Annotated in this window: 11 protein-coding genes; 6 read left to right on the top strand and 5 right to left on the bottom strand. The window is 71.6% G+C overall.

Annotated elements, in window-relative coordinates; genetic code table 11:
• Positions 1-617 precede the first annotated feature (617 nt).
• The 4 genes from K8638_RS41320 to K8638_RS41305 are packed head-to-tail and all read left to right on the top strand — an operon-like array spanning position 618 to position 5,674.
• Entirely contained in the window at positions 618-2,132 is a 1,515-nt protein-coding gene (locus K8638_RS41320; protein WP_255663132.1) for a patatin-like phospholipase family protein, read from the top strand.
• Positions 2,133-2,192: 60 nt separating this feature from the next.
• Positions 2,193-4,001 carry a metallophosphoesterase gene (locus K8638_RS41315; protein ID WP_223760276.1) on the top strand — a complete coding sequence of 603 codons (1,809 nt, stop codon included), beginning with the start codon at positions 2,193-2,195 and terminating at the stop codon, positions 3,999-4,001.
• 6 nt (positions 4,002-4,007) lie between these two features.
• Positions 4,008-4,706: a hypothetical protein gene (locus K8638_RS41310; RefSeq protein WP_223760275.1), complete on the top strand. Its 699-nt coding sequence runs from the start codon at positions 4,008-4,010 to the stop codon at positions 4,704-4,706.
• A gap of 11 nt (positions 4,707-4,717) precedes the next feature.
• Complete coding sequence (locus K8638_RS41305) at positions 4,718-5,674, top strand: hypothetical protein (protein WP_223760274.1); 957 nt, start codon at positions 4,718-4,720, stop codon at positions 5,672-5,674.
• Positions 5,675-5,833: 159 nt separating this feature from the next.
• Here K8638_RS41305 and K8638_RS41300 read toward each other — a convergent pair whose 3' ends face one another.
• The 5 genes from K8638_RS41300 to K8638_RS41280 all read right to left on the bottom strand — a co-directional run bounded on the left by K8638_RS41300 (position 5,834) and on the right by K8638_RS41280 (position 12,218).
• Positions 5,834-6,814, bottom strand: a complete 981-nt coding sequence (locus tag K8638_RS41300) for a DUF4382 domain-containing protein (protein ID WP_223760273.1) — start codon at positions 6,812-6,814, stop codon at positions 5,834-5,836.
• Positions 6,815-6,952: 138 nt separating this feature from the next.
• Complete coding sequence (locus tag K8638_RS41295) at positions 6,953-7,378, bottom strand: DUF5666 domain-containing protein (protein WP_223760272.1); 426 nt, start codon at positions 7,376-7,378, stop codon at positions 6,953-6,955.
• A gap of 21 nt (positions 7,379-7,399) precedes the next feature.
• On the bottom strand, positions 7,400-9,271 hold the full coding sequence (locus K8638_RS41290) for a hypothetical protein (protein WP_223760271.1): 1,872 nt from the start codon (positions 9,269-9,271) through the stop codon (positions 7,400-7,402).
• 117 nt (positions 9,272-9,388) lie between these two features.
• Complete coding sequence (locus tag K8638_RS41285; RefSeq protein ID WP_223760270.1) at positions 9,389-10,660, bottom strand: hypothetical protein; 1,272 nt, start codon at positions 10,658-10,660, stop codon at positions 9,389-9,391.
• A 178-nt stretch (positions 10,661-10,838) separates the two neighbouring features.
• Complete coding sequence (locus tag K8638_RS41280) at positions 10,839-12,218, bottom strand: sigma 54-interacting transcriptional regulator (RefSeq protein WP_223760290.1); 1,380 nt, start codon at positions 12,216-12,218, stop codon at positions 10,839-10,841.
• 136 nt (positions 12,219-12,354) lie between these two features.
• On the opposite strand from K8638_RS41280, the gene K8638_RS45475 reads away from it, so the two are divergent.
• Positions 12,355-14,856 carry a protein kinase gene (locus K8638_RS45475; RefSeq protein WP_370644241.1) on the top strand — a complete coding sequence of 834 codons (2,502 nt, stop codon included), beginning with the start codon at positions 12,355-12,357 and terminating at the stop codon, positions 14,854-14,856.
• Positions 14,857-14,977: 121 nt separating this feature from the next.
• Positions 14,978-17,146 carry an alpha-amylase family glycosyl hydrolase gene (locus K8638_RS41270; protein ID WP_223760269.1) on the top strand — a complete coding sequence of 723 codons (2,169 nt, stop codon included), beginning with the start codon at positions 14,978-14,980 and terminating at the stop codon, positions 17,144-17,146.
• Positions 17,147-17,218: the final 72 nt, after the last annotated feature.

Genomic DNA, 17,218 nt, shown 5'->3' with positions numbered 1-17,218 from the left:
TGCTCGGCGGAGCGCTGGCGCTCGGCTCGCTCATGCTCTCGCGCCGGAGCCCACGATCCGTTGGTGACTCCCGACGTCTGGAGACCGGCGCCATGTCACGGCGACCGGTGGCCTCCGCGCGTGCCGGCAGGATGATGGCAGGCGGAGTGAGCACTGCCTCGCCGGAGGGCCGGACTCAGCGGATGGCTGGAGCAGGCGTCCTGGTGAGCGCCGCGCCGCCGGAGGGGGACCGGGCCGGGCGCGGGCGGAAGTCCTTCGTTGCCGGGGTACTCGCAGCACCCTTGAAGGCGGTGGGAAAGAGGGACGGCAAGCGACCTCCGACGGCCGCAGAGCGCGAGTGGGAGCCTCAGCCAGGCACGGTGCGCAAGGCGCTATCGAAGCTCGTCAGGGGCAGGGCCGAGGAGCGGCCACTGACGGTCGCGGCGCATGAGGCCTCATCAGAAGTCGCGAAGGGCAGGGGCGCACGGAGGCCCCAGGCAGCCGAGTCACTGAAGAGGGCCTCGAAGAGCAAGCGCGGGCGGAAGGCGCGAGCCGTGTCCGAGCACGCTGCTTCGCCGAAGGCGAGAGGGAGCGGGGACGGGAAGCAGCGCTCGCTCATCCTGGCTGGCGGAGGCGGAATGCGCGCTGCCTGGCAGGCGGGAGCGCTTCGAGCCCTGGCGGACGCGGGCATCACCTTCCAGCACGTCGACGCCACATCGAGCGGCATCCTCAACCTCGCGATGTGGCTGTCCGGCCTGTCGCCTCGAGAGATGTGCGACCGGTGGCGGACGCTGCCCGTGAGGGACTTCCTCTCCTTCGCGGCTCCGCGGAAGTCACTGGACCTGCTGGACGTGGAGGCCCTGGGAGACGCGGAGCGGCTCGTGCACCGCGTCCTGCCGCACCTGGGCGTGGACACGTCCGCCATCCGCGCGAGCAAGCTCCTGGACGGCACCTTCAACGTCTGTGACTTCGCCCGCAAGGTGAACGAGGCAGTCCCGCATGAGCGCGTGGACCTGGACCTCCTCGTGGCCGGGCTCTCGCCCCCCATCCTCATGCCTCCCGTGGACCGGGACGGCACGCTCTACACCGACTCACTGTGGGTCCAGGACGGCAACCTGATGGAGGCGGTGCGCCGGGGCGCCGACGTCATCTGGGTGCTGTGGTGCATCGGCAATACCCCCGCCTATGGCCGCGGCCTCCTCCATCAGTACACCCATCTGGCGGAGCTGAGCGCCAACGGCGCGCTCTTCGCGCAGCTCGACCGGCTCCGGGAAATCAACGAGCGAATCCTCGCCGGCGAGGTGGTGATGGGCCACCAGCGTCCCATCGCCGTCCACCTCGTGAAGCCCGAGCGTCCGCTGCCGCTCGATACGGACGTCTACGACGGGCACGTCACCGCCGCCTCGCTCATCGACATGGGCTACTCGGATGCCTGGCGGTACCTCGACGTGCGCGGCGAGCAGGGCCTGCCGCTCACCCCGGAGATCACCCTCACCACCGAGCCCACCCCCGACCTGACCTTCCGCGAGTCCCTCACCGGCCCCTTCGCCCTGGGCGCCACGGACCCGATGGAGGGCGCACTCCATGACCGGGCCCTGCCGCTCACCCTCCACCTCACCATCAGCGTCGCCGACATGGACGCCTTCGTGACGGACATCCGTCACTCCGCCCGGCTCGTGGCCCGCCTCAGCTACGCGCCCCTCGGAGAGGACCTCCCGGTGCGCCAGGGCAGCTTCAACATCTTCCATTCGCAGGACGACCCGCGCACGCGGCGGATGACCTATGGCCTGCGCTTCGCCCACGACGGGCGCGAGTACTACCTGGAGGGCACACGCGCCATCCCCGCCGCCGAGGGCACCCGGCTGTGGAAGGACACCACCCGGCTCTACTGCCAGCTCCACGAGGGCATCGATGCCCGGGGCCGCGTGGTGGGCGCGGGAGTCCTCACGCTCGGAGTGCGGCAGCTCCTCCAGCTCATCTCCAGCATGCACCCGGCCCGGCGTGGCGGCGCGGGGCTCACCGCCATGGCCCGCTTCGGGAGGTTCTTCCTCGGACCGCTATGGGAGCGCTACGCGCCGATGACCCGGGCGGTCTGGGCTCACGAACCCGCGAGGCCCCCTGTACAGGAACGGAGCGTGGCGCCACCGGTGTGAGGGTGGGGCTCCGCGGGAGGGGGAGTCAGGTTCCGCGCTCGCTTTCTGGGAGGTATCGCCATGTCCGAGCCGCTGACCGCCGATACGATTGCCGTTCCTGGCAGGGGCCGCGCGCCCCGTCCCTCGGCTCCGCCCGGACGCACCATGGTGTCCTGGTACAACCCGGGCGTCCTCGCGAAGACGGGCCTGAAGACGCTCCTGTCGACGACCATCGGCAAGCAGGCGGATCGCCGGCTGCTGGACGCGGTGGCCTCTCCGCAGCCGCTCTTCTTCGACTTCTCCGTGGATGAAGCCGGGCGTCCCCGGGACGAGCTGTGGCTGGACTACGTGTCCGACCTGGGCGACGGCTGGGACAGCACCTACACGGTGGCCCTGGCGGTGACCCATCCGGAGCTGTCGCTGAAGGACCCGGCTGGAGCCACCCACGAGACGCGGGGAGGCGAGGTGCTCGTCTTCGGCGGCGACGCCGTGTACCCCACCGCGAGCGTGGACGAGTACCAGGCGCGCACGGTGCGCCCCTACGAGGCCGCGCTCCGTCACGGCCGCGTGCCGCCACACCTGTTCGCCGTGCCGGGCAACCATGACTGGTACGACGGGCTCGTGTCCTTCCTACGCCTGTTCTGCCAGGGCCGGCAGTCCGCGGCGTGGCGGACACACCAGCGGCGCAGCTACTTCGCGCTCAAGCTGCCGCGCGGCTGGTGGCTGCTGGGCACGGACATGCAGCTCGAGTCGGACGTGGACGCCGCGCAGGTGGAGTTCTTCCAGGAGGTCGCGAAGAAGATGGGCGACGGAGACCGCGTCATCCTCTGCAACGCGGAGCCCGCGTGGATCTACCAGCAGGTGAAGCCCCACGCGGGGCGCACCTTCCTGGACAACAACATCGACTTCCTCCAGGAGGAGGTGCTCGGGAAGAAGGTGAGCGTCTTCCTCGCGGGGGACCTGCACCACTACCGGCGCCACGAGAACGAGGAGGGGCGGCAGAAGATCGTCGCGGGCGGCGGCGGCGCCTTCCTGCATCCCACGCACCTGCCTCGCGTGGACTCGCGGCCGGGCGGCTACGAGCTGAAGCAGAGCTTCCCCAGCCGCGAGGTGTCCCGGCGCATGACCTGGCGCAACCTGGGGTTCGTCGCGCACAACCCCTGGTTCGGCGTGCTCATGGGCATCGTCTACGCGCTGCTCGGCTGGGGGCTCGCGGCGGAACTGAATGCCACCGGGGCGCCGCACACGCTGGGGTCGGTGCTGGCGGCGGCCCTCGAGAACAGTGGCTCCCTGTTGATGGCCGCGGTGGTGGTGCTGGGGCTGTATGGCTTCGCCGATGGGCGCCGCGGAACCTGGTGGCGGCGGAGCGCGGGAATCCTCCATGGCTTCGCCCACCTCGTCGCCGCGTTGTTGCTGACCTGGGCCGCGTCCGCGCTGGCCGGAAACCTGGTGGACGGGACGGACAGCCTGCGGAGGGACGTGGCGAGCGGACTGCTGCTGTTCGCAGGTGGGTTCCTGGTGGGCCCCACCCTCATGGGCCTCTATCTGCTCATTTCTCTCAACGTCTTTGGTTGCCACCCCAACGAGGCGTTTTCGTCACTGGCCATTCCCGACTGGAAGAACTTCCTGCGGCTGAGAATCGACAGGGAAGGGCGGCTGACCCTCTATCCCGTGGGAATCCGCCGTGTTCCGCGGGCCTGGAAGGCCGGGGTGACGGTGCGCGAGCCGGAGTGGGTGGCCGACCCCAAAGACAAGCGGGCCACGCCGCCGGAATTGATAGAGCCTCCGATCGTCGTGGGAAGGACGAAGGCCCCACCCACGAAGGTAGGAAAGGGGCGCATGGAACACTCCCAGGTGGGAGCGTTTGTGCCGGGGAGCGCAACGTCCTAACCTGCCATGTCCATGAAGGCGATCCTCGTCTCCCTGTTCCTCCTGGGCGCGGCGCCGGACGGCAACGCCCCGGCCCTTCCCCCTGATGCGCTCGCGGCGCCTCCCGTCGCGGACGACTCTCCCACCGCGTGGGCGTGCACCATCGACACGCTACGCGCGGGCAAGGAGTGCGTCTTCGAGGCCGACCTGTCCACGGGCCGCCCCGATGACAGTCAGGACACCGCCAACAAGAAGATTCTCCAGGACGCGGCCAGGGCGCTGTGCTCGGAGGCGGTGGGCACCATGCGCGAAGGCCGCCCGGACACGAAGCTCACCGCGCTGTGCGAGCGGCGCTTCACCACCGCCGTCGACCAGTGTGGACTGGATGGCACCGCGTCGGTCATCGACGCCAAGGGGCGCTTCGCTCCGGGCGCTCGCGCCTGCTACCGCGCCCTGTCCAGCGTGCTGCAGGAGGTGCAGCTCATGGCCACCGTGGCCTCTCCGTGCTGCGAGTGCGCCGCCCGCGCGGGCTGCCCCGGCACCGGAGACCGCTGCTACGCCGACGTCTCCCAGCAGATCGCGCCCCCCGCAACGCTCGCGTGCCTGAATGACCGGTGCGCGGATGCGTGCTCGATGGTGCTCCCATCGGTGTCGTCGGGCTCGCGGTCCGCGCCCACCGCCCGTGAGCGCGACAGGTCCTCCCGCTCCGGCTCCGCCTCGCTCTAGGAGTCATGCCCATGCGCCGTCATTCCTGGATGCTCCCCACCTGGGCCCTGATGGGCTCGTTCGCCGCCGGTTGTAGCGGCTCGCACTCGCACGTGACGTGGACGGACCCGCCGCCCCGCCGGGAGGTGACCGCCGCCGCGAAGCCTCCGGCCGAGCCGCCCCCGCCCAGCGCCGTGGAGGACCCGAAGGGCTTCGCGGCCCGCTACCCCAATCCCGCCCTGTGCGAGTCCGTCGCGCGCCGGGTCCGGGCCCGCTCGCGCGAGGAGGGCTGGGCCGCGCTCAAGGCCTGCATCGAGCACACGCCCTTCACCCAGCTCAACGCGCTGCTGGGCCGCGCCTGGGCGGAGGACCTGCGCGTGCGTCCGGAGGCCGCGTCCCTCATCGCCCGCGTGGTCGCCCAGCGCGGCGGCAGCGTGACCGGCGAGCTGCAGGTCCTCCAGCAGCAGCACATCCCCATCTTCTCGCTGTCGTCCGCCATGGACCGGCCGGACACGTACAAGGGCCGCTACGTCCTGCTGCGTGCCCAGGTCGCGGACCAGCGCACGGAGGGGGAGCGCCCCACGGTGTGGCTCGTGGAGCACAGCCTCAGCTCCGTGGAGACGAACGCGCCGGTGGGGTATGGCGAGCGCTCCGACACGATGTCCTCCTTCTCCGGCGACCTGGACGGGCAGACGCAGCTCACCGGCCCGGGGCGCCTCGGCGGCGCGGTGACCACGCGCCAGCGCACGGACCGCAGCCTGACGCGGCGGCACTACGACAACATCTCCGACGAGACGGGCCGCGAGGCCCTGGGACGGCTGCCGCGCGCGGACCCGTTCCTGGAGACGCGCCGCGACTACGTCATCCTCGCGCGCTTCGACGGCATGCGCCTGATGTCCGGCGGCGCCGACACCGAGGACGAGGCTCCCCGCATCCCGGTGCTGACCATCGTCAGCTACCACCCGCCGCATCCGCTGGTCGTTGACTGAGCCCGAGCCGCTCGCGGCCCAAGCACCGCGAGCGCGGCCCGCTTCCCGCCTGGAGCAGGGGAGGCGGAAATAAAAAACGAGGCGTCGGGGAGCACGCCCCGACGCCTCGCCTGGGTCGGCCCCGCGCCAACCCACCTGCATTCGTGAACGCTCCTGGCGCTACTGCGACTGCGCGCCGGTGAGCGTGAAGGCCTGCGTGATGTCCCGGCCGGAGCCCAGCTCCACCGACACCGGACCGGCCGGCGAGGTGGTGAAGGTGATGCCTTCAGGGCCCGCGATGTTGAGCGAGAACGTGCCCGGGATGAGGAACTTGAAGCTCGCCTCGAAGGTGCCGTCGCCGTTGGTGTCGGCCAGCGGCAGCTCCTCGCGGCTGCCCGCGGCGTTGATCATCACCGCGCGGAAGTCCGCCAGCGTCACCTGGTGGTCACCCACCGTCGGCAGCGTCACGCCCTCGCCCGCCGCCAGCGTCACGTTGATGCTGCCGGACGCGGTGACCTCGGCGGCCTTGATGACCGGGCTCATCACCCAGCGCCCCGAGCCACCGGCCTCCTTTCCGAAGCTCTGCGCGACGTCGAAGTCCACCAGGAGGATCTTCTGCTCACCCTCGATGGACAGCGTCTCGGTGAACTTCACCTTCAGGCCGGAGGAGGCGTAGCTCGGCATGTGCAGGCGGCCACCGACCTGGGCGCCCTCGGGCAGCCCGGCGTAGTCGTCGGAGGTGGCGAAGAGGGTCGTGGTGTCGTCCGCGTTCTTCACCTCGATGTAGCCGCCGGTGATGACGAAGCGGAGCTCGGAGTAGTCACCGTTGGGGACCACCGCCTCGGACACGAGCTCCGACGTCTTGTTGGCCAGGTCCAGCAGGCTCACCGTCACGGGCTCGTCGAGCAGCACCACGCGGCCGCCCTTGTCGTCGCTGCCGGCCTTGCTGATGTCGTCGTTGGTGGTATCGCCGTCTTCGTCACCGCCACCCTGGAGGTAGATCTCCGAGATGGTGACGACGGCGGTCTTGAGATCGTCGCCCGGCGCATCGGTCATCAGCACCGAGACCTTGCCCTCACCGCCACAGGCCACCACCAGGGGCAGCAGTGTGACGGCAAGCAGGGCGGTGAAGCTCGAGCGAAGGCGTGAAATCATCGTCATAGGGTCAGTGACTCCAGCAGGGGCCCCGTCACTTCCGGGGCCTTTCGACTGCTAGAGACCCGCCCGGCGAATCAACGGCCACGCCGTTTTCACGCCAGAAACCGGGGGGTTACCTCGGTTTAGCGACACTGAAGAAATTCAATTGCCGGGCGAGGTCGGGCCTTCACGCGACGGGGTGCCCGGATAGATCTCCACCTGGTCCGCGACGTACTGGCCATCCTGTTCGTCGTAGGTGGTGCGGATCTGCGTGCCCTCGCGGAGTTGGTCGCGGTTCACGGGCTGCCCCTCGCGCATGAAGCGCGTGTCCTGCTCGACGCGGAACGGGCGCTCGACGCCCTCGTCGTCGCGCACGGTGAAGCTGTTGCCGCTCGTCGAGGTGATGGTGCCGAAGAACTCCTGCTCCGCGAGGTCCTCCCCGCCGAGCGTGCCCTGGCCTTCGAGCGGCGCCTCCTGCTCCGGCTTGCGCTCCTCGCCGAGCCGGCCGCGCTCGGTCTCCACGGCGTCCTTGCACGCGGTGGTCAACCCCAGGCCCGCGGCCACCCACACCCATGTCCACTGGCGCATGTGCTCACTCCTCGGTTCCCCCTAAAGATGGGGCGCGGGCAGGCGGGCACAACCGGGTCGCATCCCGGCATCCGCCGACATGCCCGGCTCCATGGCAGGCAGGGAGCCTTCGCAGCGAGGAGAGGCGGGGACGGGGGGCTCGGGCAGGGGGAGGACGGAGCGGCGCGCTCCCTCGGCGGCCCAGGCGTCCGGCAGGGCGATGACCTCGTTCAGTTCCGGCAGGCGCCAGGTGGCGTAACCGAACGCTCCCGGCTCCGAGTAGAAGGGCTCCAGCTCCGGCTCGTTCGCGAAGCGCGGGTCAGCACGCAGCCTGCCGTCGAGGACGACCAGGTCGATGCGCTGGCGGCGCAGGTAGTCGGAGAAGGACTCTCCCGCGAGCTTCGTCCACGGGGGCACGCGGCGGAACGGCGCTCCCAGGTACACGGACAGGCCGCCCTGCGCGTCCAGCACGTTGATGGTGTCCCCCGCGGTGACTCGCGTCTCCAGCCCGAGCGAGCGGATGGCGCGCACCCGGCGCAGTTGCTCCTTCACCACCGCGGAGGGCCCGCCCCCGCGGGCCACGAGGTCCGGCACCGACAGCACCAGTACGCCCGCCATCAGCGAAGACAGCGCGAGGGCACCGGGCCCGCTGGCGAGCCGCGCCTCCAGGCGCCTCTCCCCGCGAGCCACCGAGGAGGCCAGCGCGGCCAGCACGGCGAGCGCCATGAGGCCCTGGAGCACGAGGTAGTGCTGCCGGGGCTGGATGAGCACCACGGACAGCGCCACGGGCAGCAGCACCGCGCACGCCGCGACCAGGACGCGCACCACGCGGGGCCGCCGGGTGGCGCGGGAGAGTCTTCGCCCGTTCACCGCCAACGTCCCCAGCGGGAGCCCCACCGCCAGCGCGAGGAGCAGCAGGTGCCCCACCTCCTCCCGCCTCCACGGCCCGCGCCCGGGCAGGGGCGAGACACCGCCGTACCCCCTGGCGAACATCCTCAGCGACTCCAGGGGGTAGCGCCGCAGGTTCTGTCCCAGGTGCGCGAGGAACTCGCGCGGATGGGCGCGCGCGGCCTCGCCCAGCGTGTCCACGTCTCCGAACACGGTGCGGATGACGGTGCCGCACTCGCCCCACGGGTTCACCGGGAAGCCCGTGCGCCGCACGTAGTTGTCCGCGAAGTGCTGGCAGAACGCGTAGAAGCGCCGGTTGCTGGTGTTGCCGAACGGGTTGCCCATCACCGCCACCAGCGCCAGCGCCATGAGTCCGTAGGCCGCCCCCGCGCCCACCGTCCGGGGCCACCGGGCCGGCGCCCTCCACATGCCGCGCGCGAGCAGCCCGCCCAGCAGCGCGGACATGAGCAGGAACGACAGGAAGTACTCGGGGCGCGCGAACGAGGCGACGAGCAGCCCCAGCCCCACGAGCGCGCTGGCGGCCACGGGAGAGCGGACCCGGGACGCAGCAATCAGCGCGGCCAGGATGACGAGGAGCGCGAGCAGGGTGGGGCGCGGCAGGACATGCGGCGCCATGGACAGCAGGTACGCCGCGGCGCCGGCCAGGGCGAGCCACGGCCGCGCGCTCACGCGCCGGAGGAAGACGTAGCCCGCCACCGTGGTGAGGAGGAGCAGCAGGCGCGCGTTGCCATAGTAGAGGTCCACCGGATCGGGCCACACGCGCGCGAGCACGAAGTACCAGACCGAGTACAGCGGTCCCCACTCCGGATCCGGCAGCCCGCGCACCGGAAGCAGCTGCGCGCGGTGGAGGTAGTCCGCCTCGTCCCAGAGGCCCAGGTCGCTCACCCCTTCGACACCACGTCCCAGCTTCACGCTCGCGAGCACCAGCGCCGCGAGGCAGATCGCCTCCACGAGGAAGGCCGGCAGCCGCTGCTGTGCGGTGGGGGGACGGAGTGGGGTGTCCACGGGCTCACGGGGGAAGAGACGTGTGACGGCCCCTCGGTACCAGAGCGCGGAAGGGCGGATCCACGCGCCGGCGCCGAAGTGACGGACAGCCGACACGCGAGGGCCGTGACGCCCCGCTCAGGGGCGCGGCCTCCAGTCAGCGAACGACAGCAGGGGCGAGGTGAAGAGCACGTCCTGGGGCACGACGGCCAGGGGCTCCACGTTCGCCTCCACCGCCGCCTGCGAGTCCAGCCACCGGCACGCCCGGGGGAAGCCCACCAGGTCCTTGAAGCACTCCGGGTTCAGCGCCACGCGCAGCACGTAGTCCTTCGCCTCGGCGAGGTGCTCCACCGTCGGGTGGGCGTCCACCACGGTGACACCGCGCTCACGCAGCGACACCTTGAGCATCCCCAGCTCCGAGGGAATGAACGGCCCCGCCCCGGGTGGCAGCAGCGCGAGGTGCGGGCGCGTCAGTGCTCCGAAGCGCGGGGCCCCGGACGCGGACCGGGTGGCGGCGCGGGCCGACCCGCGAGGGCTCGAGCCAATCACCGCGGGCAGCCCCAGCGACACCGGGTGCCCGCGCGCATCCCGGGACGCGAAGAGGTAGAGGGGCACCTCCGTCACCGCGCCGTTGCGCTCGGCGGCCGTGCTCCAGGTGAAGGCCGAGGCGCCGAAGTCGAGGTACGTCACGCGCCGGCCTCGCAGCCAGACCTCGCCCGCCCTCGGGGCCCCCACGTCGTCACCGGAGAGAGGACGGACCGGTGTGCCCCCCTCCGTCGCCACGGGCGCCACGTCCGCCGGCGCGAGCGGAGCCAGCAACCCACCGCCCCGGTACATGGGGAGCCGCGCGGAGAAGAGGTCCACCACGCTCGTGTAGCGCTCCGGCGGCGTGCCCTCCGGGACGACGACGTAGGTCACCTCCCAGAAGGGGCTGTAGAAGACGCTCTCCTCGCCGATGTCCACCAGGGGCAGCGCGCCCGGCAGCCGGTGCGCGTCCGGATGGGCGGGGTCATACGCGGTGACGAGCACGTACCAGGGCTGTACCCAGACCTCCGGCACACGCTCCCAGACCTCCAGCACGGCGAAGGACGCGGGCTTCCCCTCGCTGAAGGCCGGGAGGACGTTGAAGCCATCCCGGCCCTCGGCCTGGACTCGCGCCAGGCGGTGGTAGGGCGGCGACCACTGGGGCAGTGGCTGGCCGCGAGGGGTGAGCCACTCGGTGGCGGCGGCTCCACCCGGAAGCGCGCGTCCGGCGGCGGCCCTGTCGCGCAGGTGCCGCAGCGTCCAGGTGCGTGGCGCGAGGCCCGCCGGAGCCTCATCGTCTCCACGCGGCCCACAGCCGGTGGACAGCAGCGCGACGAGCAGGGACAGCGCCGTGGACAGGGAATAACGGGAAGGGCGAGGAAGCATGGTAGCCGCCGAACGCTGTGCACGTCCGGTGCGGCAACAAGGCACACAGCCCTGGCGTACCTCCCCGTGAGCGTTCGTCTCCCGTCGCGTTCATCCACCGCCCGCGCGCCCAGCATCCCCGGAGTCCCGGAGGAGTGGGGGCTGGCGGACGGTCTACGTCCGGCGCGATTCTCGAGACTCAGGAAGAGGACGTGTCCAGGCCGTGCTTGCGCAGCAGCTTGCGCAGGTAGACGCGGTCGATGCCGGCCTCGCGCGAGGCGCGGGACACGTTGCCCTCGCAGCGCTCCAGGAGGGTGCGGAGGTAGTCCCGCTCGAAGCCCTCGATGAGCCGCTCCTTGGCCTCCTTGAAGGGGAGGTCCAGGGCCATGGGCACCGTGTTCTCGTCGTCGTCCGACGCCATGGGCCGGCCGTGCGCGGGCACGTCGGGGATGTCCGGCAGCGCCTCCTCGCCCAGGTTCACCACGCGGTCCACCACGTTGCGCAGCTCGCGCACGTTGCCCGGCCACGGGTACTGGGCCAGCAGCGCGCGCGTCTGGTCCGACAGGGCACTGGGCGGCCGGCCCAGGCGCGACAGCACGGTGTCGATGAGCAGGGGGATGTCTTCCAGGTGCTCGCGAAGCGGAGGGAGGACGACGCGCAGCACGGCGAGCCGGTGGAACAGGTCCCCCCGGAAGCGGCCGGCCTTCACCGCGCCCTCCAGGTCCTGGTGGGTGGCGGCCACCACACGCACGTTGACGGTGCGGTAGTCGTTGGCGCCCACCCGCTTCACCTGCCGCCGCTCCAGCGCGCGCAGCAGGCGTGGCTGCACTTCCAGCGGCAGCTCGCCCACCTCGTCCAGGAAGAGGGTGCCCCCGTGCGCGCGCTCGAAGGCGCCCGCGCGGTCCGAGTTGGCACCGGTGAAGGCGCCCTTCACGTGGCCGAACAGCTCGCTCTCCAGCAGCGAGGGGGCGATGCCCGCCAGGTCGGCGATGACGAAGGGGCCCTTGCTCCGGGGGCTGTGGGCGTGGATGGCCTCCGCGCACAGCTCCTTGCCGGTGCCCGTCTCGCCCTGGATGAGCACGTCCGACTCGCCCGCGGCCAGCCGCTCCAGCAGCGTGAAGACCTCGCGCATCCGCCGGCTGTTGCCCACCAGCCCGCCGAAGCTGTGGCGCGAGGACAGGGGCATGGCGCGCGACTTCTCGCCCTCGGGCACCAGCTTCAGCTCGGTGGTGCCCAGCGTGAGGACCGCGCCGGGGCGGACCTGCAGCTCGGAGAAGCGCATGCCCTCGCAGTACGAGCCATTGCGCGAGCCCGGGTCCACCGCGCGCACGCCGTCCTCCGACACCTCGAGGATGAGGTGCTGGCGTGACACGGCCCGGTCCGGCAGCACGATGTCCGCGCTCTCGGAGGAGCCGATGCGGTGGCTCCCCGGGAACAGCGGATAGGTCCTGCCGGCATCCGGCCCCGTCAGCACCGCCAACCGCATGCGGACGCGAGGGGTTCGAATGGCCGGAAGGGCATCGGTTCGGACCAGCTCGTCCCCGTCCTCGTCTCCCAGACTTGCCACGGCGCGCAACATAACACGGGGCCCGTTCAGCGCATCGCCAGGCATTCTCTCCTGGTGGCCGGAGGACATCCGGCGGAACGCGCACCGCCGCGGCCCCCGCCTGGGGGCTTAGCAAGCGCCCCGCCAGGGGGGTACGGTACGGCCCGCCATGGCAAGTGAGCAGGGGAGACAGTTCGGCCGGTACGAGCTCCAGGCGCGTATCGGCCGCGGGGGAATGGCGGAGACCTGGCGCGCCCGGCTGATGGGCGCCGCCGGCGTCACCAAGCCCGTGCTCATCAAGAAGGTGCTCCCGGAGTTCGCCAACGACGAGGCCTTCATCTCCATGTTCATCAGCGAGGCGCGCATCTCCGCCACGCTGTCGCACGGCTCCATCGCCCAGGTCTTCGACTTCGGCCGGGTGGACGGCGAGTACTTCCTGGCCATGGAGTACGTGGAGGGCCAGCCGCTCCACCGCATCCTGAAGAGGGCGCTGCGCGCCGAGCTCACCTGCCTGCCCACGCCCATGGCCACCTATATCGCCATGGAGATGTGCCGGGGGCTGCACTACGCGCACACGCGCACCGACGAGAAGGGCGCCCCGCTGGGCATCGTCCACCGCGACATCTCTCCCGACAACGTCCTCATCAGCTACGAAGGCCAGGTCAAGATCGTCGACTTCGGCATCGCCAAGGCGCGCTCGCTGCGCAGCTTCGACACCGCGCCCGGGGTGGTGAAGGGCAAGTACCTCTTCTTCTCGCCGGAGCAGGCCCGGGGCGAGACGGTCGACGCGCGCACGGACGTGTGGGCCACCGGCGTGGTGCTCTTCAACATGCTCTGCGGGCGGCTGCCGCTGGAGGGGCCTGAGTACGTGGTGATGCGCCGGCTGACGCAGCGCCAGCCGGTGCCGCGCCCCCGCGACGTGCGGCCGGACCTGCCCGCGAGGCTGGACGCCATCCTCCAGAAGGCGCTCGCCGTGAAGCGGGAGGACCGCTTCGAGTCCGCCCATGCCCTGGGCGACGCGCTGGCCGGGTTCCTCTACACGTCCGCGCCGCGCTTCTCCGCCATGTCCGTGGCCTACCTGCTGCGCGAGCTGTTCCGGCCGGAGTTGACCGCCGAGGGGCGCGACACGAAGGTGCCCGCGTCCTTCCTGGAGGAGCTGTCCGTCTGGCGCTCCGCCCCGGCGCTGCCCCGGCCCACGGAGCCCGGCAGGCCCCAGCTGACGGGGGAAATCCAGACGGAGGAGAGCCACCCGCCGGCCCTGCCGGCCCTGCCGGCCCCGCGGGAGCCGGCCGAGGACGCGGAGGACCGCGCCCCGGAGGGGGGCTCCGTCACCGATGGCCTCCGCGCGTCGCACGTGCTGGTGGGCGCCGGCATCCTGACCCTGCTGGTGCTGGCCTGGGTGGCGTTCGACAGGGTGCGCGCCGAGTGGGGGGCCCCCGAGGGTGATGGGCCGCCCAGCCCGGCGTCCTCCCCGCAGCCCCTCGCCCCGCCGCCGACGAGCACCGCCAAGGCGGCCCCGGCGAAACCGTCCGGGGCGGAGCCCGCCGCGCCCGACTCCGCCACCTGGCCGGTGGATACCTTCCAGCTGGAGGCCCGGCGGCACGTGTTCCGGGTCTCCTCCGGGCGCGCCGCGCTGGGGACGCTCGAGCCCGACGTGGAGTGGCGCATCGCGGAGACCACCTTGCCCCTGTCCTTCGAGGAGCGCGGCCAGCCGATGCCCACGCTCTTCTACTTCCTCACTGGCGGTGGCGTGTCCGCGAACGCGGCGGTGGGCTTCGTGTCCCGGAAGCCGGAGGCCGTCCGGGGCGCTTCCGGACTGATGCTCTTCACGGTGGGCGCCCCCACCGCGCAGGACAACCTGCCCGAGCGCGCCGTCACCGCCACGAACACGAAGACGGGCCAGGGCCAGCGCCTCATCGTCCATCCGGAGTGGATGACGACGGACGTGGACCGGGCATTCCTCTTCAAGGGCCTGTCGCCGGAGGAGACCTACCGGCTGACGGTGGAGCCGGTGGGCGAGGGCGCCTTCACCCGCGGGCGGGAGCGCGGTCCGGCACTGACGGTGGCCTGCGTGCAGCAGGTGACGGAGGAGGACCTGCCCCAGACGCCCCCGGCCCGCGCCGGCCGCTTCCTGCTGGCGCAGGGCGAGGAGGTCCGGCTCAACAAGATGCGCGGGCTGCACTGCGGCTTCGTGGACGACGACCCGGCGGACAACGAGGGCGCGGTGCGCGTCCGCGTCGAGAAGTCCCGCCCCCTGTCGGAGCGGGCCGCCGAAGGCACCCGCGCGGACGCGACGAAGGCCGCCCCCGCGCAGCGGTCCGGGGCCAGGGCGGCGCTGGCCTCCGCCCCGGGCGCCGGGACGAACCTCCCGGCCCGGGGGGCGGAGCCCGAGTGGGACGCCCAGGAGGACCCGGCGGCGCGGCTCTTCGCCCGCGCGCAGGCCCTGCTACGGACGAGGCAGCCCGAGCGCGCGCTGGCCGCCGCCCGCGAATGCCTGGAGCGGGTGCCCACCCACGCGGACTGCCTCCTGGTGGCGGGCTCCGCGGCGGCCCGGAGCGGCCGGATGGAGGAGGGCGCCCGTTACTACCGGCGATTCCTGGAGGTCGCCCCGGCGGACCACCCCCACGCCAGCAGGGTCCTCCGGCTCGTCCAGGAATATGAGTCCCGGTAGGGCCCACACGTCCCTGGAACCCGGCCCCGGAAGGGTGAGTCGAGCCACGACGCACTGAGTCAGTCCGTTTCGGCCCGGGGGCTTGGAAAAGCGAGCGGGGGTCCCGTAGAAAGGTGCCCGCATGACGCCCTTCCGCTTCCCCCGCGCCCTGGCGCTGCCGGCGCTGCTGCTCGCCTCCGCCTGCGGTGAGACCGAAGACTCCATTCCCGTCCGGACCTGCGAGGTGCGGCTCACCTACGCGCCGCAGCAATCCGTCCAGGGCGGCGTGTCCGTCATCGGCGAGTGGAACGGCTTCTCCTCCAGCGCGCTGAAGCTGGAGGACCGCGGAGATGGCGTGTTCACGGCGCGCCTGGAGGGACTGGAGCCGCGCGACTACGGCTACCGCTTCGTCGTGGGTGCCAAGGAGATGATGGACCCCGAGAACCCGTACTCGCGCTGGGTGCGCGCGGACGAGTACTCGCGGCTCCGGGTGCCTGACTGCCGCCAGCCGGTGCTGGAGCTGAAGCGCTTCTCGGCGACGCCGGACGGCACGCTGGACGTGGAGGTGGCATACCTCGACGGCACGGACGAGGCGGGCCCGTCCCGCCAGGACATGGAATTGTCGCTGGACGGCGAGGTCCGTCCCGAGGCGTATGACCCGGCCACCGGCCGCTTCCGCCTTCAGGTGTCGGGGCTGGTACAGGGCAAGCACCACGTGAAGGTGAGGGCGAAGGACTCCGCGGGCCGCGCCCCCGAGCCGCTCTACCTGCCCTTCTGGGTGGAGCCCCAGGACTTCCGCTGGGAGTCGGGGCTGATGTACTTCGCCTTCACGGACCGCTTCCGCAACGGCCGCGCGGACAACGACGGGCCGGTGGCCGACGTGGACCCCATCGCCAACTACCAGGGCGGTGACTTCGCGGGCATCACCGAGAAGATCGAAGAGGGCTACTTCGACGCGCTCGGCGTGCGCACGCTGTGGCTCTCCCCCGTGGACCAGAACCCCGAGGGACGGTTCATCGGCACCGGTGGCAAGTACTACGCGGGCTATCACGGGTACTGGCCGAACCAGCCGCGCACCACGCAGCACCGCTTCGGCTCCCTGGAGGAGCTGCGCGCCCTCACCACCGCCGCGCACAAGCGGGGCATCCGCGTCATCGCGGACCTGGTGCTCAACCACGTGCACCAGGAGCATCCCTATTGGCTCCAGCACCAGGCGGACGGCTGGTTCAACACCTCCGCGAGCTGCGTGTGCGGCACCCAGGATTGTGACTGGGAGGAGAAGCGCCTGACCTGCAAGTTCACCCACTACCTGCCGGACTTCAACTGGCGGTCGTCGGACATGGTGGACACGTTCATCGCCGACACCCTCTGGTGGCTGGAGGCGGCGGACTTCGACGGCTTCCGCATGGACGCCGTGAAGCACATGGACCAGGTGGCGGGTCGCACGCTGCGCGGGAAGCTGAAGGAAATCACCGCCATGACGGGCACCGAGTTCTACCTGGTGGGGGAGACCTTCGTCGGCTCGGATGGCCGCTCGCAGATTGCCCGCTACATCAGCCCGCGCGAGCTGGATGGCCAGTTCGACTTCCCCCTGTACTGGCCGCTGCGCGAGGCCTTCGCGGACGGGCAGGGCCTGCAGCGGGTGGACGAGGCGGTCCGCGCCAACGAGGTCTTCTACGCGCCGGGGACCCTCAACTCGCCATTCCTGGGCAACCATGACGTGGCGCGCTTCATGTCGCAGGCGGCGAAGCAGCTCGATGGCGAGGGGGGCGACCCCTTCAGCCCGAACCGCCCGCCGCCCACGGTGGCGGACCCGGCCGCCTTCGAGAAGGCGAAGTACGCCTTCGCCTTCCTGCTCACCCAGCCGGGCGTGCCGCTCATCTACTACGGCGACGAGATTGGCATGCCGGGCGCGGGGGACCCGGACAACCGGCGGATGATGCGCTTCGGTGGCATGGTGGAGCCGCTGGAGCGGGAGTTGCTGGAGCTGGTCCAGAAGCTGGGGCAGGTGCGGCGCCAGAATCCGGCGCTCCAGACGGGCGACCGGCACACGCTGCGCGTGGAGGATGACCTCTACGTCTTCCAGCGGAGCCTGCCGGACGGGACGGGCGCCATCGTCGTCATCAACCGCGGCACCGCGCTGCGGCCTCCGCTGGAGATCGACGTGGTGGGGCCCCTGGCCCGCGGCAACGCGCTCTACAAGGACATCTTCAGTGAGCGCACGCTACAGCTCGCCGGAACGGCGACCGTGGTGGCCCTCCCGCCGCGCAGCGTCTCTGTCTACGTGCCCGCGGAGATGAACATCCCCTAGCAACACCCGGTGCGTCCGGGGTCGACCGGGGAGGGAGGGGGAGGCTGCCCCTTCCTTCTGCGTCCTGCGCTG

It is taken from the genome of Myxococcus sp. RHSTA-1-4, assembly GCF_020037125.1.
GTDB lineage: Bacteria > Myxococcota > Myxococcia > Myxococcales > Myxococcaceae > Myxococcus.
This window is presented reverse-complemented; position numbering and strand designations above follow the sequence as displayed.